The 22,829-nt window shown below is 72.1% G+C and carries 15 protein-coding genes; 8 read left to right on the top strand and 7 right to left on the bottom strand.

Going from position 1 to position 22,829, the window contains the following annotated elements; translation table 11 throughout:
• The first annotated feature begins 62 nt into the window (after nucleotides 1-62).
• On the top strand, nucleotides 63-1,763 hold the full coding sequence (locus ACH4F6_RS09595) for a methylmalonyl-CoA mutase (protein WP_397959362.1): 1,701 nt from the start codon (nucleotides 63-65) through the stop codon (nucleotides 1,761-1,763).
• Nucleotides 1,764-2,131: 368 nt separating this feature from the next.
• Here ACH4F6_RS09595 and ACH4F6_RS09590 read toward each other — a convergent pair whose 3' ends face one another.
• A complete protein-coding gene (locus tag ACH4F6_RS09590) occupies nucleotides 2,132-2,767 on the bottom strand; it encodes a TetR/AcrR family transcriptional regulator (RefSeq protein ID WP_397959361.1) in 636 nt (211 codons plus the stop codon).
• A 214-nt stretch (nucleotides 2,768-2,981) separates the two neighbouring features.
• Here ACH4F6_RS09590 and ACH4F6_RS09585 point away from each other — a divergent pair, with 214 nt between their 5' ends.
• The 4 genes from ACH4F6_RS09585 (at nucleotide 2,982) to ACH4F6_RS09570 (ending at nucleotide 7,343) form a co-directional block, all read left to right on the top strand.
• Nucleotides 2,982-3,956 (top strand): tetratricopeptide repeat protein, encoded by a 975-nt coding sequence (locus ACH4F6_RS09585; RefSeq protein ID WP_397959360.1) that lies wholly within the window; start codon nucleotides 2,982-2,984, stop codon nucleotides 3,954-3,956.
• A gap of 649 nt (nucleotides 3,957-4,605) precedes the next feature.
• Nucleotides 4,606-5,241, top strand: a complete 636-nt coding sequence (locus tag ACH4F6_RS09580) for a DUF6230 family protein (RefSeq protein WP_397959359.1) — start codon at nucleotides 4,606-4,608, stop codon at nucleotides 5,239-5,241.
• Between the two features lie 118 nt (nucleotides 5,242-5,359).
• A complete protein-coding gene (locus ACH4F6_RS09575; protein ID WP_397959358.1) occupies nucleotides 5,360-5,971 on the top strand; it encodes a DUF6114 domain-containing protein in 612 nt (203 codons plus the stop codon).
• Complete coding sequence (locus ACH4F6_RS09570) at nucleotides 5,961-7,343, top strand: hypothetical protein (RefSeq protein WP_397959357.1); 1,383 nt, start codon at nucleotides 5,961-5,963, stop codon at nucleotides 7,341-7,343. Before ACH4F6_RS09575 ends, ACH4F6_RS09570 begins: the two co-directional genes overlap by 11 nt.
• A gap of 110 nt (nucleotides 7,344-7,453) precedes the next feature.
• On the opposite strand, the gene pyk is transcribed toward ACH4F6_RS09570, so the two are convergent.
• The 3 genes from pyk to pta all read right to left on the bottom strand — a co-directional run bounded on the left by pyk (nucleotide 7,454) and on the right by pta (nucleotide 12,298).
• Nucleotides 7,454-8,887 carry a pyruvate kinase gene (pyk, locus tag ACH4F6_RS09565; RefSeq protein WP_397959356.1) on the bottom strand — a complete coding sequence of 478 codons (1,434 nt, stop codon included), beginning with the start codon at nucleotides 8,885-8,887 and terminating at the stop codon, nucleotides 7,454-7,456.
• 115 nt (nucleotides 8,888-9,002) lie between these two features.
• A complete protein-coding gene (locus tag ACH4F6_RS09560; RefSeq protein WP_397959355.1) occupies nucleotides 9,003-10,211 on the bottom strand; it encodes an acetate kinase in 1,209 nt (402 codons plus the stop codon).
• Nucleotides 10,208-12,298, bottom strand: a complete 2,091-nt coding sequence (pta, locus tag ACH4F6_RS09555; RefSeq protein WP_397959354.1) for a phosphate acetyltransferase — start codon at nucleotides 12,296-12,298, stop codon at nucleotides 10,208-10,210. The genes ACH4F6_RS09560 and pta overlap by 4 nt, the downstream gene beginning before the upstream one ends.
• Nucleotides 12,299-12,523: 225 nt before the next feature.
• Here pta and ACH4F6_RS09550 point away from each other — a divergent pair, with 225 nt between their 5' ends.
• Nucleotides 12,524-13,549 carry an ATP-dependent 6-phosphofructokinase gene (locus tag ACH4F6_RS09550; RefSeq protein WP_397959353.1) on the top strand — a complete coding sequence of 342 codons (1,026 nt, stop codon included), beginning with the start codon at nucleotides 12,524-12,526 and terminating at the stop codon, nucleotides 13,547-13,549.
• A gap of 157 nt (nucleotides 13,550-13,706) precedes the next feature.
• Here ACH4F6_RS09550 and ACH4F6_RS09545 read toward each other — a convergent pair whose 3' ends face one another.
• Nucleotides 13,707-14,420, bottom strand: a complete 714-nt coding sequence (locus ACH4F6_RS09545) for a response regulator (protein WP_397959352.1) — start codon at nucleotides 14,418-14,420, stop codon at nucleotides 13,707-13,709.
• Complete coding sequence (locus ACH4F6_RS09540) at nucleotides 14,417-16,069, bottom strand: ATP-binding protein (protein WP_397959351.1); 1,653 nt, start codon at nucleotides 16,067-16,069, stop codon at nucleotides 14,417-14,419. The genes ACH4F6_RS09545 and ACH4F6_RS09540 overlap by 4 nt, the downstream gene beginning before the upstream one ends.
• A 124-nt stretch (nucleotides 16,070-16,193) precedes the next feature.
• Here ACH4F6_RS09540 and ACH4F6_RS09535 point away from each other — a divergent pair, with 124 nt between their 5' ends.
• Nucleotides 16,194-17,621, top strand: coding sequence for a cation:dicarboxylate symporter family transporter (locus ACH4F6_RS09535; RefSeq protein WP_397959829.1), 1,428 nt, complete (start codon nucleotides 16,194-16,196; stop codon nucleotides 17,619-17,621).
• Between the two features lie 475 nt (nucleotides 17,622-18,096).
• Here ACH4F6_RS09535 and ACH4F6_RS09530 read toward each other — a convergent pair whose 3' ends face one another.
• The gene (locus ACH4F6_RS09530) at nucleotides 18,097-18,711 is read right to left on the bottom strand and encodes a TetR/AcrR family transcriptional regulator (protein ID WP_397959350.1); all 615 of its coding nucleotides are present in this window, start codon (nucleotides 18,709-18,711) and stop codon (nucleotides 18,097-18,099) included.
• A gap of 339 nt (nucleotides 18,712-19,050) precedes the next feature.
• Here ACH4F6_RS09530 and ACH4F6_RS09525 point away from each other — a divergent pair, with 339 nt between their 5' ends.
• Nucleotides 19,051-22,821 (top strand): LamG domain-containing protein, encoded by a 3,771-nt coding sequence (locus ACH4F6_RS09525; protein ID WP_397959349.1) that lies wholly within the window; start codon nucleotides 19,051-19,053, stop codon nucleotides 22,819-22,821.
• Nucleotides 22,822-22,829: the final 8 nt, after the last annotated feature.

Below are 22,829 nucleotides of genomic sequence, written 5' to 3'. Positions count from 1 at the left end.
TACGCACGCGTACGGCGGTCTCCCATCGACATTTACTTGGACGTCCTAGTAAATTCGAGGGCATGGACGCTGACGCCATCGAGGAGGGCCGCCGACGCTGGCAGGCCCGGTACGACGCCGCACGCAAGCGCGACGCTGACTTCACCACGCTCTCCGGCGACCCCGTGGAGCCGGTGTACGGGCCCCGGCCCGGCGACACGTACGAGGGTTTCGAGCGGATCGGGTGGCCCGGGGAGTACCCCTTCACGCGCGGGCTGTACCCGACCGGCTACCGCGGGCGCACCTGGACCATCCGCCAGTTCGCCGGCTTCGGCAACGCCGAGCAGACCAACGAGCGGTACAAGATGATCCTCGCCAACGGCGGCGGCGGACTGTCGGTCGCCTTCGACATGCCGACGCTGATGGGGCGCGACTCCGACGACCGGCGCTCGCTCGGCGAGGTCGGGCACTGCGGGGTCGCCGTCGACTCGGCGGCGGACATGGAGGTCCTGTTCAAGGACATCCCGCTCGGGGACGTCACCACCTCGATGACGATCAGCGGGCCCGCCGTGCCCGTCTTCTGCATGTACCTCGTCGCCGCCGAGCGCCAGGGCGTCGACCCGGCGGTGCTGAACGGCACGCTCCAGACCGACATCTTCAAGGAGTACATCGCGCAGAAGGAGTGGCTCTTCCAGCCCGAGCCCCATCTGCGCCTCATCGGCGACCTGATGGAGTACTGCGCGTCCGGCATCCCCGCCTACAAGCCGCTCTCCGTGTCCGGCTACCACATCCGCGAGGCCGGCGCGACGGCCGCGCAGGAGCTGGCGTACACGCTGGCCGACGGGTTCGGCTACGTGGAACTGGGGCTCAGCCGCGGACTCGACGTCGACGTCTTCGCGCCGGGCCTGTCCTTCTTCTTCGACGCGCACGTCGACTTCTTCGAGGAGATCGCCAAGTTCCGCGCCGCGCGCCGCATCTGGGCGCGGTGGATGCGGGACGTCTACGGCGCGCGGACCGAGAAGGCGCAGTGGCTGCGGTTCCACACCCAGACCGCCGGCGTCTCGCTGACGGCCCAGCAGCCGTACAACAACGTGGTGCGCACGGCGGTGGAGGCGCTCGCGGCGGTGCTCGGCGGCACCAACTCGCTGCACACCAACGCGCTGGACGAGACGCTGGCGCTGCCCAGCGAGCAGGCCGCGGAGATCGCGCTGCGCACCCAGCAGGTGCTGATGGAGGAGACCGGCGTCGCCAACGTCGCCGATCCGCTGGGCGGTTCGTGGTACGTGGAGCAGCTGACCGACCGCATCGAGGCCGACGCCGAGAAGATCTTCGAGCAGATCAAGGAGCGGGGCCTGCGGGCCCACCCCGACGGGCGGCACCCGATCGGCCCGGTCACGTCCGGCATCCTGCGCGGGATCGAGGACGGCTGGTTCACCGGGGAGATCGCCGAGTCGGCCTTCCGCTACCAACAGGCCCTGGAGAAGGGCGAGAAGAGGGTCGTCGGCGTCAACGCCCACACCGGCTCCGTGACCGGGGACCTGGAGATCCTGCGGGTCAGCCACGAGGTGGAGCGGGAGCAGGTGCGGGTGCTCGCCGAACGGCGGGCGGCGCGGGACGAGCCGGCCGTGCGGGCCGCGCTCGACGGCATGCTGGCCGCCGCCCGCAGCGGCGCCAACATGATCGGGCCGATGCTGGACGCCGTCCGCGCCGAGGCGACCCTCGGCGAGATCTGCGGGGTCCTGCGGGACGAGTGGGGGGTGTACACCGAGCCCGCGGGCTTCTGAGGCACCCCGGCCGGGAGCGCGGACCGGGCGGGGCGACAGGACGGGCTCGTGCCACCTGGGCTCCCGCCGGGCGGGCGGACCCGAGTCCGCTGCCGCGTGCGCCCGGCGGCCGGCCCCGCTTCTCGGCCGGCCGCCGGCGAGGAGGCCGTCCGGAGTCCGGTGACGGTCCCGGCCGAGGCGGGGGAGCCCGGCCGGGCCGCGTCCGCCGGCCCCGCGGTGCCGCAGGACCGGGGCGGGTCCGGGACCCCGCGCCCGTCGGCCCGGTGACCCGCGTGACCGGTCACGTGGAGCGGGGGCGGGCGCGGGCCCCGGTCCCGGACCTCGCCGCGGACGGCCCGCCCGGCGGGGTGCGGCCGACCCGCCCGCCCTCAGCCTTCGGCGCCGGCCGCGGCGCCCGACGCCAGGCCCAGCAGCAGCACGCGGGTGAGGCCGCGCACCCACTCCTCGTCCGCCGGCCGGCCGCTCACCAGCGTGCGGTGCACCACCGCGCCCGCGATCACGTCGAAGATCAGGTCGACCGTGCGGGCGGCCTCCTCGGGGTCGGGCTGAGGGGGCAGTTCGCCCCGCGCCTGGGCGCGGGCCCGGCCCTCCACCACCAGGCCCTTCTGGGGCTCGACGATGGAGTCGCGGATGCGTGCGCGCAGGGCGTCGTCGCGGGTGGACTCGGCGACGACGGCCATCAGACCGCTCTTCGCCTCGGGGCGGGCGAGGAGCGCCGCGAACCGCAGGATCACGTCCTCCATGTCCGCGGCCAGGCTGCCGCGGTCGGGGAGTTCCAGTTCGCCGAAGAGTTCGCCGACCGCGTCGACGACGAGTTCGTTCTTGCCGGCCCAGCGGCGGTAGAGCGTCGTCTTCGCCACCCCGGCGCGCGTCGCCACGTCCCCCAGCGTGAGCTTCGACCAGCCGAGCTCCACCAGCGCCGTCCGGGTCGCGGCCAGGATCGCGGCGTCCGCGGCGGCGCTGCGGGGGCGTCCGGTCCGGCCGGCGGGGGTGCGACGGTGCATGTCCCGACCATAACGGCGGATTCCCGTGCGCCCTCCGTGAGGCAGATCACCGAGGAGCGGCTGCGCGCGGGCCCCCCGTGGCATTACGCTACGACTCGTAGCGAAAGCCCGTGACGGACGTACACGGGCCGCGATCCCGTGGCGCGGGGTGGGGACCCGGCGCGCACGTCGGATCGTTTTTCACGCACACGCGGGAACGGGGGAGGATAGACGCATGCAGCCACGGAACATGTCCATGAGCGGAGTCGTCGACCTCGCCGCGGTGAAGGCGGCCCAGGAGGCCAAGACGAAGGCGGAGCAGGCGCGTGCCGAAGCCGCCCGGCAGGGCGGTGCGGGGGCCGTGTCGCCTGCCGACCTCGTCATCGACGTCGATGAGGCGGGGTTCGAGCGGGACGTCCTGCAGCGCTCCGCCGAGGTGCCGGTCGTCATCGACTTCTGGGCCGAGTGGTGTCAGCCCTGCAAGCAGCTGAGCCCGGTCCTGGAGCGCCTCGCCGTCGAGTACAACGGCCGTTTCCTGCTCGCCAAGATCGACGTCGACGCCAACCAGATGCTGATGCAGCAGTTCGGGGTGCAGGGCATCCCGGCCGTGTTCGCCGTCGTCGCCGGGCAGGCACTGCCGCTCTTCCAGGGGGCCGCCGGCGAGGCGCAGATCCGGCAGACCCTCGACCAGTTGGTGACCGTCGCCGAGCAGCGCTTCGGCCTGACCGGCCTGACCGTCGACCCCGACGCCGAGCCCGGTGACCGCACGGCGGCCGCCGAGGCGCAGGCCGGCCCGTACGACGCCCTCCTCGAAGCCGCCGTCCGGGCGCTGGACGCGGGTGACCTGGCCGGCGCCGTCCGCGCCTACCAGAACGTGCTCGTCGACGACCCGGGCAACACCGAGGCCAAGCTCGGGCTCGCCCAGGCCGAACTGCTCCAGCGGGTGCAGGACATGGACCCGCAGCAGGTGCGCAAGGACGCCGCCGACCGGCCGGGGGACGCGCGGGCGCAGATCGCCGCCGCCGACCTGGACCTGGTGGGCGGTCATGTCGAGGACGCGTTCGGGCGGCTCATCGAGACCGTGCGGCGCACGGCCGGTGACGAGCGGGACGCCGTCCGCCTGCGGCTGCTGGAGCTGTTCGAGGTCGTCGGGCCCGAGGACCCGCGGGTGGCCGCGGCGCGGCGGGCGCTGGCGCGCGCGTTGTTCTGAGGCCGGGCGGAGTCCCGGTTTCCGGCCGGACGCCGAGCCCCGAGGGCCCGTGGTGCCCGAGGGGCACTCCTGCCGACGAAGCCCCCCTGCGGCCGCGCTTTACCAAATCTTGGTAATCGCGGCCGCTGTTACTGCTAGTAAGTCAGGGGCGTTGGTCTGTCGGATTCTGTCCAGCGATCAACAGTTTTGTCCCGGCCCTCGGTGACACCCTGAGTCGTCGTCCGAGACCTGTGGGTCGTTGTTCGGTTATCCGGCCGTTACTAGCGAGTAACGAACCCCCTTGTGCGGGCGGCGAGAATGCACCACGATCGGCCACGCTCGGTCCCTTCCCGTACCCCGACATCCGGTCGGGTCAACGGATTTTCCTGGGTCCCCACCGAGCAGGGCCGGCGGCAGAGGCGCCGGCTCTTGGGCAGGGGGGTCTTCGTCACGGCGAAGCCTGTCCAGCAAGGTTGTGCGTGATGCGTGTCAGGCGCGACCAGTGGTTGTCGCTCGGGGGTGATCGCCGGCGATCGGTGCGCGGTTCGCGCCTCCGAGGCGGGCGCTCTCCTTTCCGAGGACGTAGCACTTCTCCCATCCCTGCCCGGCCGAGCCGTCGCATCAGGAGGCGAACCGGGGCCAGGAGATGTACGTCCGAGAAGGAGGAAATATGGAGTCCCAGGTGCGTGGCGGGACCAGATGGAAGCGGTTCGCTGTGGTCATGGTGCCCAGCGTGGCCGCCACGGCGTGTATAGGCATCGCCCTCGCTCAGGGCGCGCTCGCCGCGTCGTTCAGCGTGTCGGGCCAGTCGTTCAAGGTCACGGCCGACAAGCTGGTCGGCACGGGCTTCTCGCAGTACGGCGCGCTCGACTCGGGGTACACCCTCGACGGCAAGAAGACGGCTCACCCCGTCGCCGTCTCGGCGTTCAAGAACGCCTCGATCACGAACATGTGCCAGTCCGTGGTCACCCCGGACCTCCCGCTGATCGGCTCCGTCAGCCTCACGCTGAAGGCGGGCGGCGGCGGTACGCCGGTCGAGGCCGAGAACCTGTACATCGACGTCGAGGACCTGGCCGCCGACGCCACGTTCAAGAACATCGACATCGGCGTGGCCGCCAAGGACATGAACAAGGGTCCGGCCATGAAGGGCGGCAGCGAGGCGTCCAACCCGTACGGGTTCGCCCAGCAGGCCGAGTCGGCCGTCCTGACCGACGTGAAGCAGACGGCGTGGGCGACCACCGCCGGAACCTTCAAGCTCAGCGGCCTGAAGATGTCGCTGTCGACGGGTGTCAAGGAGTGCTACTAAGCACTCTCTGACGGGCGGGGGAGCCAGCGGCGCCCCCGCCCGTCCAGTCTGAAGTGCCGTGTCCTCGCACACGGCCGCATCTCCACCACAGCAACGCCGCACCAGGGAGCTGTTTTCCATGAGCGCCGAGACTCCTGCCGCCACCGGTCAGTTCACCCGCCGGAGGCAGCAGTTCCGCGCCTGGCGGGGCACGAGGCCTTTCTGGGCCGGTCTGTTCGTCCTCCTCGGCGGATTCCCCATCGCGTACTTCCCGTACGCGCACCTGCAGATCGGTCACCTGACGCTGGCGATGGCCACCACCGCGGGCGCCGGGTCCCTGATCATCGGTGTGCTGCTGGGGGTCCTGGGCATCAGCCTGTGGTTCCAGAAGCACGTACGGGTCTTCGCGGGCGTCGCGGCGATCCTGCTGGGCCTGGTGTCCATCCCGGTGTCCAACCTCGGCGGCTTCCTCATCGGCTTCCTGTTCGCGCTGATCGGCGGGGCGATGGCGGTGTCCTGGGCCCCGGGCGAGCCGCCCGCGCCGGTGCCGGCGCCGGAGGCGGCCGCGGCCCCGGGAGACGCCCCCGAGGGCGTGCACCCCGAGGCCGGCGCCCCCGCCGGTGGGGCCACGGTGAACCCGTACAGCACGGGCCCGTCCCTCACCAAGGACCCCGGTGACGCGCACGAGCCGAACGATCTGTCAGGAACGAGCCCGGCCAACGGGGCGAACGGGAGGCACAGTGCCGGCTGACGAGGTGACCACCGGGAGCGATGTGGACGCTGCCCGCGTGAGAACCGGGCCGCGCCACGCGGCACCCAAGAAGCCGCTCTTCACCCGGTTCCACATGCCGGCCGGCAAGGCGATAGCCCTGGCGGCCATGCCGACGGCGGTCCTCATGGGCATGGGGTTCACACCGACCCTGGCCAACGCGGACGACCAGCCGTCCTCCAAGAACCTCACCATCGACGAGTACAAGGACTGCGTCGCGGCGCTGGAGGACGAGGAGGCCGGAGCGTCGGCCTCGCCCTCCGCCTCGAAGAGCGCGGACGACACCCCGGACGAGGGCGAGGGCGGCTCCGAGGACGGGGCCGCGGACGGTTCCGGTGACTCCGCCGGTTCCTCCGACGGCAAGGACACCGCGGGCGACTCTTCGTCGGATTCAGGTTCCGACGACGGGGCCGAGCCCGCTCCGACGGCGTCCTCCGCCGCGTCCACGCCCGAGAAGTCGGCGTCCTCGTCCGGCTCCGGCACCGCCACGGCGAGCCCGTCGCCGTCGGAGACCGACAAGAACGTCCTGGAGACCGTCGGCGACGCGATCACCGACCTCTTCGACGGCAAGGACTCCGACGCGACGGCCACGGCGAGCCCGTCGCCGTCGGCCTCGCCGTCCGCCGAGGACAGCGGCACGGACACGCCGTCCGACACCGGCACGTCCGGCACCGACACCGGCACGTCCGGCTCCGGCACGTCCGGCTCCGGCGCCGCCAAGGACACCGCCGGCGCGGTGAAGGACACGGCCGGCAAGGCGGCCGAGGCGGCCGGGGACACCGTGGAGGAGGCCGAGGAGGCCGCCTCCGACGCGGCCGGCGCCGACGACGAGGCCACCGCCACGCCGAGCCCGTCGGCGAGCGCCACGACGGACGTGGACGACTGCCCGGTCGCCACCGACGACGAGGGCGGCGTCGACAACAAGGTGCCGCTGGCGGACGACCCCTGGTACCTGGACGCCAGCTCGCTGCTGCTCAAGAGCGCCGACTACCAGGGCATCGTCGAGGTGAAGACGGCCAACGGGACGAAGAAGAAGGTCCTGAAGTACGTCATCTCCGGCGGCACCGACATCGGCGACCTGCACCAGACGGTCACCGACAAGCAGTCCGGCGTGACGTACCACGTCCAGGCGGGCAAGGGCACGACGTCCACCATCCGCAACGGCGACACGATCATGTACACCGAGAGCATCTCGGGGAACCTGTTCGGACTCGTCCCGGTGACGTTCACGCCGGAGGAGCCGCCCCCGCTGAACATCCCGCTGATCTACTTCACCAAGGTGAAGGTCGTGCAGGCCGGCCAGTTCGGCGGCGACCTGCACATCCCGGGGATGCACGTCTACAACACCGAGTAGGCATCCCCACAGGCCCGTTCGGGAGCCGCACACACGTCGAGGGCGCCCCCTGCCGGCAGGGGGCGCCCTCGACGCCGTTCAGGGCTCCGGGGCTTTCGGGGCCCGTCGGCTCAGCTCTCGCGGGAGCCCTCGCCCAGGTGGTGGACCCGGACCATGTTGGTGGTGCCGGGGACGCCGGGCGGCGAACCCGCGGTGATGATGACGGTCTCGCCCGGGTTGAAGCGGTTGAGCTTGGTGACCTCCTGGTCCACCAGGTCGACCATCTCGTCGGTGCTGTTCACGAACGGCACCACGTGCGGCTCCACGCCCCAGCTGAGCGCCAGCTGGTTGCGGGTGCCCTCGTCGGTGGTGAAGGCGATGATCGGCTGGGCCGCGCGGTAGCGGGACAGCCGGCGCGCGGTGTCGCCGGACTGGGTGAAGGCCACCAGACCCCGGCCGCCGAGGAAGTCCGCGATCTCGCACGCGGCGCGGGCGACCGAACCGCCCTGCGTGCGCGGCTTCTTGCCGGGCACCAGCGGCTGGAGGCCCTTGGAGAGCAGCTCCGTCTCGGCCGCGGCGACGATCTTCGACATCGTCTTCACGGTCTCGATCGGGTACGCGCCCACGCTCGACTCGGCGGACAGCATGACCGCGTCGGCGCCGTCCAGGATCGCGTTGGCCACGTCGGAGGCCTCGGCGCGGGTCGGACGGGAGTTGGTGATCATCGACTCCATCATCTGGGTCGCCACGATCACCGGCTTGGCGTTGCGCCGGCACAGCTCGATCAGGCGCTTCTGGACCATGGGGACCCGCTCCAGCGGGTACTCGACGGCGAGGTCGCCCCGCGCGACCATCACACCGTCGAACGCCATGACGACGTCCTCCATGTTCTCCACCGCCTGCGGCTTCTCCACCTTGGCGATGACGGGGACGCGACGGCCCTCCTCGTCCATGACGCGGTGGACGTCGGAGACGTCCTTGGCGTCCCGGACGAAGGACAGCGCGACCAGGTCGGCGCCCATGCGCAGCGCGAACCGCAGGTCCTCGACGTCCTTCTCGCTCAGCGCGGGCACGTTCACGGCCGCGCCGGGCAGGTTGATGCCCTTGTGGTCGGAGATGACACCGCCCTCGATGACGATCGTCCGCACCCGCGGGCCCTCGACGTCCAGGACCTTCAGCTCGACGTTGCCGTCGTTGATGAGGATCTGGTCGCCGCGCGAGACGTCGCCCGGGAGGCCCTTGTAGGTGGTGCCGCAGATCGTCTTGTCGCCGGGCACGTCCTCGGTGGTGATGGTGAACTCGTCACCGCGCACCAGCTCGACCGGTCCCTCGGCGAAGGTCTCGAGACGGATCTTCGGGCCCTGGAGGTCGGCGAGGACGCCGACGGCCCGGCCGGTCTCCTTGGCGGCGGCCCGGACCCGGTCGTACCGGCCCTGGTGCTCGGCGTGCGTGCCGTGGCTGAAGTTGAAGCGGGCCACGTTCATGCCGGCCTCGATCAGCGACACGAGCATGTCGTGGGAGTCGACCGCGGGGCCGAGAGTACAGACGATTTTCGAACGGCGCATGGGGCGATCCTATCGGTTTGTTTCACTGCGGAATATTCCGTCTGGCGGAAGATACAAATGAGGCGCCAGGTGCTCAGTTGCTTTCCTGCTCAGTTGCCTGCGACGGAGCCGCATATCAATGCTGCCCCACCAATGCGTAGGTCTGCGTGGCGATCTCCAGCTCCTCGTCCGTCGGCACCACGGCGACCTTCACCCGCGCACCGGCGGGCGAGATCAGCCGCGGCTCCTCGCTGCGCACGGCGTTCAGCTCGCCGTCCACCGCCAGGCCCAGGGTCTCCAGGCCCGCGACGGCCGCCTCGCGCACCGGCGCCGCGTTCTCGCCGACCCCCGCGGTGAACGCGACCGCGTCCACCCGCCCGAGAACGGCGCAATAGGCGCCGATGTACTTCTTCAGACGGTGAATGTAGATGTCGAAGGCGAGCTTCGCCTGTTCGTCGCCCTCGTCGATCCGCCGCCGGATCTCCCGCATGTCGTTGTCGCCGCACAGTCCGAACAGGCCGCTCCTCTTGTTGAGGAGAGTGTCGGTCTCTTCCATGGACATTCCGCCAACACGCTGCAAATGGAAGATGACCGCCGGATCCAGATCACCGGAGCGCGTACCCATCACGAGTCCCTCCAGGGGCGTCAGCCCCATGGAGGTGTCCACGCAGCGGCCCCCGGCGACCGCCGAGGCCGAGGCGCCGTTGCCGAGGTGCAGCACGATGACGTTGACCTGCGACGGCTCCTTGCCCAGCAGCCGCGCGGTCGCCCGGGACACGTACGCGTGCGAGGTGCCGTGGAAGCCGTAGCGGCGGATGCGGTGGCGGTCGGCGATCTTCGGGTCGATCGCGTAGCGCGCGGCCGACTCCGGCATGGTCGTGTGGAACGCCGTGTCGAAGACCGCCACCTGCGGCAGGTCGGGGCGCAGCGCCCGTGCGGTGCGGATACCGGTGAGGTTGGCCGGGTTGTGCAGCGGGGCGACCGGGATCAGCCGCTCGATCTCGGTGAGCACGGCGTCGTCGATCACCGTGGGCTCGGTGAAGAACATCCCGCCGTGCACCACCCGGTGCCCGATCGCGGCCAGCTCCGGGGAGTCCAGGCCCAGGCCGTCCCGGGCCAGCTCCTCGGCGACGGCCTTGAGGGCGGCGTCGTGGTCGGCGATCGGCCCGCTCTGCCGGCGGGTCTCGCCGGTGGCGACGAGGGTGTGCTTCAGCTGCGAGGTCTGCTCCCCGATGCGCTCGACCAGGCCCACCGCCAGCCGGCCGCTGTCGCGCATGTCGAGCAACTGGTACTTCACCGACGAGGAGCCGGAGTTGAGGACGAGGACACGGGTGGGGGAGGTCACTGCTCGGCCGCCTTCTCGCTGGGGTCCTGGGCCTGGATCGCCGTGATGGCGACGGTGTTGACGATGTCCTGCACGAGGGCGCCCCGCGACAGGTCGTTGACCGGCTTGCGCAGACCCTGCAGCACCGGCCCGACGGCGATCGCGCCCGCCGAGCGCTGCACGGCCTTGTAGGTGTTGTTGCCCGTGTTCAGGTCGGGGAAGATCAGCACGCTGGCCTGGCCCGCCACCTCGGAGCCCGGCAGCTTGGTCGCCGCCACCGACGGCTCCACGGCCGCGTCGTACTGGATCGGTCCCTCGGTCTTCAGGTCGGGCCGCCGCGCGCGCACCAGCTCGGTCGCCTCGCGCACCTTGTCGACGTCGGCGCCCGAACCGGACGTCCCCGTGGAGTACGACAGCATCGCGATCCGCGGCTCCACGCCGAACCGGGCGGCCGTCGCCGCCGACTGGATGGCGATGTCGGCGAGCTGCTCGGCGTCCGGGTCCGGGTTGACGGCGCAGTCGCCGTAGACGAGGACCTTGTCGGCCAGGCACATGAAGAAGACGGAGGAGACGATGCCGGCGTCCGGCTTCGTCCTGATGATCTCGAAGGCGGGCCGGATGGTCGCGGCCGTGGAGTGCACGGACCCGGAGACCATCCCGTCGGCGAGACCCTCCTGGACCATCAGGGTGCCGAAGTAGTTCACGTCGGAGACGACGTCGTAGGCCAGCTCGACGGTCACGCCCTTGTGGGCGCGGACGGAGGCGTACAGCTCGGCGAACCCGTCGCGCAGCTCGCTGGTGGCCGGGTCGATCAGCCGGCAGTCGCCCAGGTCGATGCCGAGGTCGGCGGCCTTCTTGCGGATCTGGTCGACCGGGCCGAGCAGCGTGAGGTCGCAGACGCCGCGGCGCAGCAGCACCTCGGCCGCGTGCAGCACCCGCTCCTCCGTGCCCTCGGGCAGGACGACCCGGCGCCGGTCCGCGCGCGCCTGCTCCAGCAGCTTGTGCTCGAACATCATCGGGGTGACGCGGTCGGTGCTGGGCGTGGAGATCCGCTCGAGCAGACCGGAGGTGTCCACGTGCCGCTCGAAGACGCCCAGGGCGGTCTCGGCCTTGCGCGGGGTGGCCGCGTTCAGCTTGCCCTCCAGGGAGAACAGCCGCTCGGCCGTGGGGAAGCTGTTGCCGGGCACCGACAGCACGGGGGTGCCGGGGGCGAGGCGGGCGGCGAGCGTGAGGACCTCCTCGCTCGGCACCTCGTTCAGGGTGAGCACCACGCCGGCTATCGGCGGGGTGCCGGCGCTGTGCGCGGCCAGCGAGCCGACGACCAGGTCGGCGCGGTCGCCCGGGGTGACGACCAGGCAGCCCGGGGTCAGGGCGTCGAGGAAGTTCGGCAGCATCGCGCCGCCGAAGACGAAGCCGAGGGCGTCACGGGCCAGCCCGGAGTCGTCGCCCAGCAGCACCTTCGCCCCCAGGGCCTGGCTGACCTGGGCGACCGTCGGCGCGGACAGCGCGGGCTCGTCGGGCAGGACGTAGCAGGGCACCGGCAGCCGGCCGGCGAGCTCCCCGGCGATCGGGTCCCGGTCCTCGCGGGCGACCCGGTTGGCGATCATGGCGATGACGTCGCAGCCCAGACCCCGGTAGGCCCGGTAGGCGTTGCGGGTCTCGGCGAGCACGGACTCCGCGGTCTGCCCGCGGCCGCCGACGACGGTGATCACCGAGGCGCCGAACTCGTTCGCCAGCCGGGCGTTGAGGGACAGCTCGTCCGGGAACTGGGTGTCGGCGTAGTCGGTGCCGAGGACGAGGACGACGTCGTAGCCGCGGGCGAGGCGGTGGAAGCGGTCGACGAGGGTGGAGACCAGCTCGTCCGCCCCCCGCTCCGCCTGGAGCGCGGACGCCTCGTGGTAGTCCATGCCGTACACGGTCGCCGGGTCCTGGGACAGCCGGTAACGCGCTCGCAGCAGCTCGAACAGCCGGTCGGGGCCGTCATGGACGAGGGGCCGGAAGACGCCCACCCGGTCGACCTGCCGGGTCAGGAGCTCCATGACCCCCAGCTCGACCACCTGGCGGCCGTCGCCGCGGTCGATGCCGGTCACGTACACGCTGCGCGTCACGCGTGCTCTCCGTTTCGTCTCGTCGTGCGCCTCGTCGCCTCCGGGCCGTCGGATCCGCTGCCCGGGGGAACCCGCCGCACAAAAATCGCCCACCGAGGTGAGCAGAACCCTCTTGACAGTACCCCTGCCCGGGGTTAAGGCGCCCGTCAAGAGACAGTGCCCTGGGCGGCATGAAAGAATCGCAGTGGCTCACCGGTGTCCACAGCGAGCAGGAGACACAACACGATGCGTATCGGAGTCCTCACCGCAGGGGGCGACTGCCCCGGACTGAACGCAGTGATCCGGTCGGTCGTGCACCGAGCGGTCGACAACTACGGCGACGAGGTCATCGGGTTCGTGGACGGCTACGCCGGTCTCCTCGACGGTCGTTTCCGCGCGCTCGACCTCAACGCCGTGAGCGGCATCCTGGCCCGCGGCGGCACCATCCTCGGCTCCTCCCGGCTGGAGCGCGACCGGCTGCGCGAGGCCTGCGAGAGCGCCGGTGACATGATCCACGACTTCGGCATCGACGCGCTGATCCCGATCGGCGGCGAGGGCACGCTGACGGCGGCGCGGATGCTGAGCGACGCCGGCCTGCCGGTGGTCGGCGTCCCGAAGACGATCGACAACGACATCTCCTCCACGGACCGCACCTTCGGCTTCGACACGGCCGTCGGCGTGGCCACGGAGGCCATGGACCGGCTGAAGACGACGGCCGAGTCCCACCAGCGCGTGATGGTCGTCGAGGTCATGGGCCGGCACGCGGGCTGGATCGCGCTGGAGTCGGGCATGGCGGCCGGCGCCCACGGCATCTGCCTGCCCGAGCGCCCCTTCGACCCGGCCGACCTGGTCAAGATGGTCGAGGAACGCTTCGCGCGCGGCAAGAAGTTCGCCGTCGTCTGCGTCGCCGAGGGCGCCCACCCCGCCGAGGGCACCATGGACTACGGCAAGGGCGAGATCGACCAGTTCGGCCACGAGCGCTTCCAGGGCATCGGCACGGCGCTGGCGTACGAGCTGGAGAAGCGGCTCGGCAAGGAGGCCCGCCCGGTCATCCTCGGCCACGTCCAGCGCGGCGGCACCCCGACGGCGTACGACCGCGTCCTCGCCACCCGCTTCGGCTGGCACGCGGTGGAGGCGGCGCACCGGGGCGATTTCGGCAGGATGACGGCGCTGCGGGGGACGCACATCACGATGGTGCCGCTGGCGGAAGCGGTGACCGAACTGAAGACGGTGCCGAAGGACCGGATGGACGAGGCGGAGTCCGTCTTCTAGGACGCACGGGTCCGGGGCATCCGTGTCCCGACCGCCGTCCGGAAGGGCTCGGGGACCCGGTCGAGGAAGCACCGGCCGGGGGCGCCCCGCCCGCGTCCGCCGTGGCCGACGCCCTCACCGAAGCCGCCGCGGCCCGCGCCCGGGCCCGCGCCCGGCCTCACCGTCTCTTGACGCCCCGCGTCCAGCGGTAGACCAGCTCCGGTCTCCCCACCTGCCCGTACAGCGGCTTCCGCTCCGCCCGCCCGGCGTCCACGAGGTGTTCGAGGTACCGCCGGGCGGTGATCCGCGATATCCCCACCGCCTCGGCCGCCCCCGCGGCGGTCAGCCCCTCCTCGGCGTCCCGGACGGCTCCCACCACCCGCTCCAGCGTCGGCCCGCTCAGCCCCTTGGGGAGCGCGGCGGGCCCCGGGGCGCGCAGCGCGGCCAGGGCGCGGTCGACCTCGTCCTGGCCGCTCGCCTCGCCGGCCGCGCCCCGGAACTCCGCGTACCGCACCAGCCGGTCCCGGAGCGTCGCGAAGGTGAACGGTTTCAGCACGTACTGCACCACTCCCAGCGAGACCCCCTCCCGGACCACCGTCAGATCCCGCGCCGAGGTCACCGCGATCACGTCCGCGTGGTACCCCGCCGCCCGCAGCGACCGGGCCAGCTGCAGGCCGTGCCCGTCCGGCAGGTGCAGGTCGAGCAGGAGCAGGTCGACCGGCGTGCGGTCGAGCAGGCGCCGCGCCTGGGCGCCCGTGTGCGCCTTCCCGACCGCGACGAATCCGGGCACGCGGTCCACGTACATGACGTGCGCGTCGGCGGCGACGGGATCGTCCTCGACCACCAGCACCCGGATCGGCTCGTCGTCCGCGGTGCCCGTACCGCCCGTCATCTCTCGCCTCCCGACACCGCCGCGGCGGCGGCCGCCGTCCGCAGCGGCAACCGCACCGTGAACTCCGCGCCGCCCCCCTCGGCCTCCGCCACCGACAGCGTGCCCTCGTGACGGTGCACCGCCTGTCGTACCAGGGCCAGGCCGAGGCCCCGGCCGCCGGGGCCCGCCGGTTTGGTCGAGAAGCCGCGCTCGAAGACCTGTGAGGCGTGCGCGGGATCCACTCCCGCCCCCGTGTCCGCCACCCGGAGCACCAGCTCGCCGCCGGCGCCGTCCCCGTCGGCGCCCTGGGTGGACGCCGTCACCGTCACCCGCGCCCGCGCGCTCCCCTGCGCCGCGTCCACCGCGTTGTCGATCAGGTTGCCGAGGATCGTCACCAGGTCCCGCGCGGGCAGCGACCGCGGCAGGAGCTCGTCGTCCAGACCGCTCTCCCGCGCGACCACCAGCTCCACGCCCCGCTCGTTCGCCTGGGCCGTCTTGCCCAGCAGCAGGGCCGCCAGCACCGGCTCGCTCACCGCGGCCATCACCTGGTCGGTCAGGGCCTGGGCCAGTTCCAGCTCGGCGGTCGCGAAGTCGACGGCCTCGTCGGCGCGGCCCAGCTCGATCAGCGAGACCACCGTGTGGAGGCGGTTCGCCGCCTCGTGGGCCTGGGACCGCAGGGCCTGGGTGAAGCCGCGCTCGGAGTCCAGCTCGCCCATCAGGGACTGGAGCTCGGTGACGTCGCGCAGGGTGACCACCGTGCCGCGCCGCTCGCCGCCCGTCACCGGCGAGGTGTTCACCACCAGGACCCGGTCGGCCGTGAGGTGCACCTCGTCCACCCGGGGCTCGGAGGAGAGCAGCGCGCCCGTCAGCGGGGCGGGCAGACCGAGGCCGGCCACCGACCGGCCGACGATGTCCCCGCCCACGCCCAGCAGCTCCCGTCCGCCGTCGTTGATCAGCGCCACCCGGTACTGGCCGTCCAGCATCAGCAGGCCCTCGCGGACCGCGTGCAGGGCGGCCTGGTGGTAGTCGTGCATCCGGCTGAGCTCCGCCGCGTTCATGCCGTGGGTGTGGCGGCGCAGCCGGGCGTTGATGACGTACGTGCCGACCGCGCCGAGCGCCAGGACGCCGGTCGCGACGCCGAACAGGGCCGTCACCTGGTCCGAGACGCGCTTGCTGATCGCCTCGACCTTGATGCCCGCGCTGACCAGGCCGACGATCCGCTTGTCGCCGTCCTCGACGGGGGTGACCGCGCGGACGGACGGGCCCAGCGTGCCGGTGTAGGTCTCGGTGAAGGTCTCGCCCCGCAGCGCCCGCGCGGTGTTGCCGCGGAAGTGCCCGCCGATCTCGTCGACGTCCGGGTGGGTCCAGCGGATGCCGTCCGGACTCATGATCGTGACGAAGTCGACCTCGGTGTCGCGCATGACGCGCACCGCGTACGGCTGGAGCTCGGCCGTCGGGCTGGAGGAGCGGATCGCCTCCCGCACGGAGGGCGAGTCGGCGACCGAGCGGGCCACCGCCGTGGCCTGGCGGCTCGCCGCCTCCTCGGCCTGGGAGCGGTCGCTGACGTACGTGAACAGCGCGTATCCCGCGACGACGACCGCCAGCAGCACGGCCTGCATGGCGAACAGCTGGCCGGCCAGGCTGCGGGGCCGGGGGACGGGGATGCGCATGCCGTCAGTGTGCCCCCGACCGTCAGCGTGAACTAAATGAACGGAAGGGTGACCGCCCTCACAGGCGCGGAGCATAGTCACGGCATTCCCCCGTATCTCCCCGGACGTGAGCCGCACGCCGGTGATGCCGACGAAGACGTCAAGGAGGGCAGCCGTGGCCGCCAGCACCACCCCCGATACGGCACCTGCCGCACCCGCCAGGCGGGACCGCACCCACTACCTCTACATCGCGGTGATCGTCGCGGTGGCGCTCGGCATCGCCGTGGGCCTGATCGCGCCCGACTTCGCGGTCGAGCTGAAGCCCATCGGCACGGGCTTCGTGAACCTGATCAAGATGATGATCTCGCCGATCATCTTCTGCACGATCGTGCTCGGCATCGGGTCGGTGCGGAAGGCCGCCAAGGTCGGCGCCGTGGGTGGCATCGCCCTCGCCTACTTCATGGTCATGTCGCTGGTGGCGCTGGCCATCGGCCTGGTCGTCGGCAACATCCTGGAGCCGGGATCCGGCCTCGCGATCACCGACGCGGTGAAGGAGACCGGGCAGGCGCAGGTGTCGGCGGAGGCCAAGGACACCACCGAGTTCCTGCTGGGCATCATCCCCACCACGATCGTCTCCGCCTTCACCGGCGGCGAGGTGCTCCAGACCCTGCTCGTCGCGCTGCTCGCCGGTTTCGCCCTGCAGGCGATGGGCCCGGCCGGGCAGCCGGTCCTGCGCGGCGTCGAGCACATCCAGCGGCTCGTCTTCCGCATCCTGGCCATGGTGATGTGGGCCGCCCCGATCGGCGCCTTCGGCGCCATGGCCGCGGTCACCGGTTCCGCCGGCGTGGACGCGCTCAAGAGCCTGGCCGTGTTGATGCTCGGCTTCTACACCACCTGCTTCCTGTTCGTCTTCCTCGTGCTGGGCGTGCTGCTGCGGGTCGTCGCCGGCCTGAACGTCTTCACGTTCCTCAAGTACCTGGGCCGTGAGTTCCTGCTGATCCTGTCGACCTCCTCCTCCGAGTCCGCGCTGCCGCGCCTCATCGCGAAGATGGAGCACCTGGGCATCAGCAAGCCCGTCGTCGGCATCACCGTCCCGACCGGCTACTCCTTCAACCTCGACGGCACCATGATCTACATGACCATGGCCTCGCTGTTCATCGCCGACGCCATGGGCACGCCGATGTCGGTCGGCGAGCAGATCCCGCTGCTGCTCTTCCTGCTGGTCGCCTCCAAGGGCGCCGCCGGCGTCACCGGCGCCGGTCTCGCGACCCTGGCCGGTGGTCTGCAGTCGCACAAGCCCGCCCTGGTGGACGGCATGGGCCTGATCGTCGGCATCGACCGCTTCATGAGCGAGGCCCGCGCCCTCACCAACTTCGCGGGCAACGCCGTCGCCACGGTCCTGATCGGCACCTGGACCAAGGAGATCGACAAGGTCCGCGTGGAGGAGGTGCTCGCCGGCCGGATCCCCTTCGACGAGAAGACCCTGCTCGACGACGGCCACGGTTCCGCCCCGGCGCCGGTCGAGGTGCCCGAGCAGCGCGAGGACGACGAGAAGGCGCTCGCCAAGGCCTGAGCGGCCCCCCTCCGGACACCCGGAGGCCCCTCCGGACTCCGGGTGTCCGGCCCCGCCTGAACCGGGGCCGGACACCCGGCCCCGCCTCCGGTGTCCGCCCCCGAACGCCGGGCGGCTGAGAGCTCCCCCGTTGCTCAGCCGCCCGGTTCCCCTTTTCCCCGGGCCCTCCCGGGTTCTCCGCGTCTCCGGAACTCCTCGACCCCAGGTGTTCCGGTTCTCGGATCCATGGGTTCTCGATCGACTCCGGTTCGCGGGTCGCCTCGCCCATGGCCTCCTGTTTTCTGGATTCCTCTGCTTCCCGGCCTGTTCCGATTTCCGGCCCTTCCGTTTCCCGGGCCCTTCCGTTTCCCGGGCCCTTCCGTTTCCCGGGCCCTTGCGATTTCCGGTCCTTCTCCTTCCCGGACTCCTCCCGGTCCTCGCGTTTCCGGCGCCCACCTCCTCTCCCGCCCCCGCGCCTCCGGATTCCCCGAGCCGTTCAGCCGGACCCGCTCGCCCTCGCCACCAGCGCGGTGGCCAGGTGGGCGGGCACGCCCGCCGCGGTCAGCACCGTGACCGCCGCCGAGCGGCCCGCCTCGCGCGCGTCCAGGAGGCCCTCGTCCACGGCTTCCATCAGCGCGACCAGGATCTGCTCGTGCACACGGGCCAGTGCCGGGGCGGACAGGGGCGAGGCGAAGGCGCCCTCCTCCAGGCCGCGCCGCAGCAGCCGGACACGGTCCTCGCGGACCGGGGAGAGCCGCTCCCGGACGCCCCGCGAGGTGACCGTGCGCCGGGCCGGCGCGGCCAGCAGGCGGTACCGGTCGGCGATCGGCCAGACGGCCAGCACCGACCGGGCCAGCGCCTCCGCCGGATCCCCGGCCCCCGCACGGCCCGCCGCGTGCGCGGCCGCCAGTGCCGTCACCGCCTCGTCCACCAGCGTGCCGACCAGCGCGTCGCGGCTCGGGAAGTGCCCGTACACGGTGCGGCGGACGACGCCGGCGGCGCGCGCGATCCGGTCCATGGACGCGTCGGGGTCGCGCAGCAGCTCGGCCAGGGCCACATCGAGGATGCGGCGGCGGTTCGCGTCGGCGCGACGGGTGTCACCCGGGGTCATGACGGCCATTCTGCCCACCCCGCCCACCACCCCGGTCCCCGGACGGAAAGAGGCCGCGGCCGCGTCCGGCGGGGGCGCGCCGCGGCGCCCGGCCCCGAATCGCGCGAACGGGTGGGAAACACAAGGAAGACGCGGGGAAACCGCGAACGGGTGGGAAACGCGGTGAAACACGGTGAAGCGTGTTGGCCGACTCATTGCCAAGCCATGGTTTATTTCGAGAATTCCCTGGGAACACCTAATCATTTGCCCTCCGGACCCCCGCTTTTCGCTTGACCGTGGTGTGCGCGACGTGTGGGATGTGCCCCGCCTGTGTCGATCACATGAGCGAGGTGGGGGGCAATGGGGGAGAGAAAGAGACGCGCCCGAAGAGGTGTCGGAAGACGCCGGGGCGGTCTGGCCTGGCTGACCGCGCTCGCGGTGACCGCGACGGTTCCGTCGCTGGCGCCCGTGCTGGCGCCGCGGGCGGCGGTCGCCGCCGAGAGCGCCGGCCTGTCGGAGTCGGAGCGGGCGCGGCAGCAGGCGGCCGACTCCGGTGAACGGGTCGAGGTCGTCGGCGAGCGCACCGAACGGGAGACGGTGTTCGCCAATCCGGACGGCCGGACCTTCACCCTTCGCAAGTCGGTGGTGCCGGTGCGGGTGGAGAAGCCCGGCGGCGGCTGGGCGGAGCCGGACGCGACCCTGGAGAAGCGGGCGGACGGATCGATCGGGCCGAAGGCGGCCGCGGTGGACCTGTCGTTCTCCGCCGGCGGCGACGGCAAGGACCTGGTGACGATCGCCGAGGACGGCCGGTCGGTCACCCTGGGCTGGCCGGGCAGGCTGCCGGAGCCGCGCCTGGAGGGGACCCGGGCGGTCTACGAGGACGTGCGCCCGGACGTGAACCTCATCCTGACGGCGACCGTCGAGGGCTTCCGGCAGGTGCTGGAGGTCGAGTCGCTGGCGGCGGCCGAGGACCCGGCGCTCGCCTCGCTGAAGTACGCCATGGACGTCGAGGGGCTCCGGGTGCGCGAGGGCGCGGCCGGCAGCATGGAGGCCGTCGACGGCAACGGCCGGGTCGTCTTCCGCTCGCCGTCGGCACGGATGTGGAACTCCGCCGGGCAGACCGAGGACGGCACGGGCACGAGCGCGCAGGGCCTGACGGTCCGGCCGCTCGCCGGGACCACCGCGCCGCAGACGCCGTCGGCCACCCCGGCCGAGGCGCGTCCCGCCGGCCCTGTCGAGGAGGGCGACCCGCTCGCCGGCCCCGGCGCCGGCGACGAGGCGGCGGTGATGGACGTCGACGTGACGCAGACCCAGGTCACGGTCGTCCCGGACGCCGGCCTGATCGCGGACACCACCAGCACCGAGCTGCCCCTCTACATCGACCCGTCGGTGGAGATGAACGAGTCCGAGCGGACGGTCCTGTCCTCGGACGGCGACGTCTTCTACAACTTCTCCGGCGGCGACAACGGCATGAGCGTCGGCCGCTGCGGTTCGGCCGTCATCGGCGGGGTGCGCTACTACTGCACCTCCGGCAGCGCCTACACCAACCGCATGTACTTCGAGTTCACGCCCGGCAAGCTCAAGGGCAAGCAGGTGCTGGACGCGACGTTCGCGGTGACGGAGACCTGGTCGTTCTCCTGCGACGAGCGCTGGGTCGACCTCGAGCGCACCGACGGCATCTCCTCGTCGTCGAAGTGGCCCGGACCGGGCGGCCCGAAGTCCGACAACTCCTGGGACCAGATGGGCGACCGGTACGTCTCGGCCGGCCGGGGCAGTGCCTGCGACCCCTCGCAGCCGCGCAAGCCGATCGAGTTCAACGACAACCCGGAGGAGACGGACGAGAACCTCACCTCCACCGTGAAGGCGTTCGCGGACGGCAAGTTCAGCACCCTGACGCTGATGCTGAAGGCGAAGGACGAGTCCGACCCGATCGCGTGGAAGCGGTTCGACGACGACGCGGTCATCGACGTGACCTACGTCGGCAAGCCGGCCGTCCCCACCGAGTACGGCCTGGAGACCGGCACCAACCAGATCTGCTCCAAGAGCGCCTCCGCGCCCACCACGTGGTCGGACCCCACCCCGAACCTCGCGGCCACCCCGCAGACCGCCGCCGGCGGCGAGGCCTCCGCCTCCCTGCGGATCTACTTCGACCTGGACGTGAAGAACGCGGACGGCACCTGGTCCGACGCCAAGGAGCCCTCGACCGGCTCGGAGAGCCCGACCAGCGGGTACGTGGGCGACAACCACGACCTGAACAAGACGTGGGACGCCGCCCTCGCCGACGGCAAGCAGTACCGCTACCGCGCCTGGACCCGCTCGTACTACAACAGCGGAAAGAGCATCCTGGGCGGCACGGCGACCCCCTTCTGCTACTTCACCGTCGACAGCAGCGCGCCGAAGCCGCCGACGATCACCTTCACCGGCACGTACAAGGAGTGCGTGCCGGGCGCGTGCACGCCCTCCGGCGCTCCCGGCAAGTCCGGCACGGTCACCTTCGGCCCGGCCGCCGGCGACACCAACACCGCCTACGCCTACAAGCTGTCCACGGACACCGCCTGGCGGCCGTGGAGGTCGGGCGCGACGGTCACCGAGACGGTCACCCCGGTCGACTCGGGCACCATCACCCTGGAGGTCATGACCAAGGACTCGGCGGGCCGGACGGGGCAGAACAAGGTCCGCTTCCTCGTCGACGAGGGCGACGGCCCGGTCGGCAGGTGGACGTTCAACGAGGCGTCCGGCGCCGCCGTGGACGTCTCCGCCGGCACCGACACCGCCCTGCGCGACGACGCCACCGTCAGCGGCGCGACCCGCGTGACCACCGGCCGCCGCGGCGTGGTCACCGAGAACGGGGTGGCGGCCGAGGACAAGGCCCTGCGGGTCGGCGGCACCTCCTACGCCGCGACCGCCGGGAAGGTGCTGGAGACCCAGGCGTCGTACACCGTCGCGGCCTGGGTGCGGCTGGACTCCACCGCCGCCCACGCGACGGTGCTGGGCCAGGACGGCACGTACTACAGCCCGTTCTTCCTGGGCTACTGCTCCGGGGTGAACCGCTGGTGCCTGCGCCTCGCGGACGCGGACGCGGCGACCACCTCGCTCGACAACCAGCGGGTCGACTCGCTGGACGCCCCGCAGACGAAGGTGTGGACGCACCTGGCCGCGGTGGTCGACACCACCGCCAAGACGCTCGCCCTCTACGTCAACGGCGTGCCCCAGGGCACCGACACCCTCACCACGGGCGCCTGGTCGGCGGCGGGCCCGCTGCAGATCGGCCGGGTGAAGTACCGGGGCTCCTACGTCGACCCCTTCCCCGGCGAGGTCGACGAGGTCACGGTGTGGCAGGACGCCAAGCTGCCCGTGGCGATCGCCCGGGACGCCGCCCCGGTGGACGCGAACGGCAAGGCGTACGCCGAACTCGTCGCGCAGTACACGCCGGAAGGCGCCACCGGCACCACGCTCACCGACCGGTCCGGCTACGGCAACACCCTCACCCTGTCGTCCTCCGGCGCGTCCCTGGACGGCGAGGCGCTCGTGCTGGACGGCACCGCGGGCGCGGCGACGGCGGCACGGCCGCTGGTGTCCGACACCGGCTCCTTCACCGCCGCCACCGTCGCCGACGTCGACACCCGGGCCCTCGCCGGCAAGCCGGACGGCTACCGCGCCCAGGTCCTCGGCCAGCGCACCGCGACCGGCTCCTCGTGGAGCCTGTGGGTGGAGAAGACCGGCACGAGCAGCGAGCCGGTGCTCGACGACGACGGCAACCCCGTGCTCGACGAGAACGGTGTCCCCAAGACCACCCCGGTGGTGACGGCCCGCTGGCACTTCGGCCGGCTCACCGCCTACGGCAGCGGCACCTCCGTCGTCAGCGACGAGACGGCCGTACTGGACAGCGAGGTCGGCCTGGTGGGCGCGTACGACGCGCACACCCGGGAGATCACCCTGTTCGTCGGCAGCGAACGGCAGGGCGACGCCCTCGCCTACACCGCCTCGGCCGGCAGCGGGGAGTTCGCCGCGGGCAAGGGCTACCTCGACGGCGCGTGGGGCGACCACCTGCCCGGCCGGATCACCGACATCCGCCTGTGGGCGGGCGCGGTGACCGACCCCACCCAGGTCGAGACCCTCATCGGCTACTGACCGGCCGG

The sequence above is a fragment of the Streptomyces sp. NPDC017936 genome (genome assembly GCF_044328485.1).
Lineage (GTDB): Bacteria > Actinomycetota > Actinomycetes > Streptomycetales > Streptomycetaceae > Streptomyces.
Note: the sequence above shows the minus strand (reverse complement) of the source record. Positions and strands in the feature narration are given on the sequence as shown.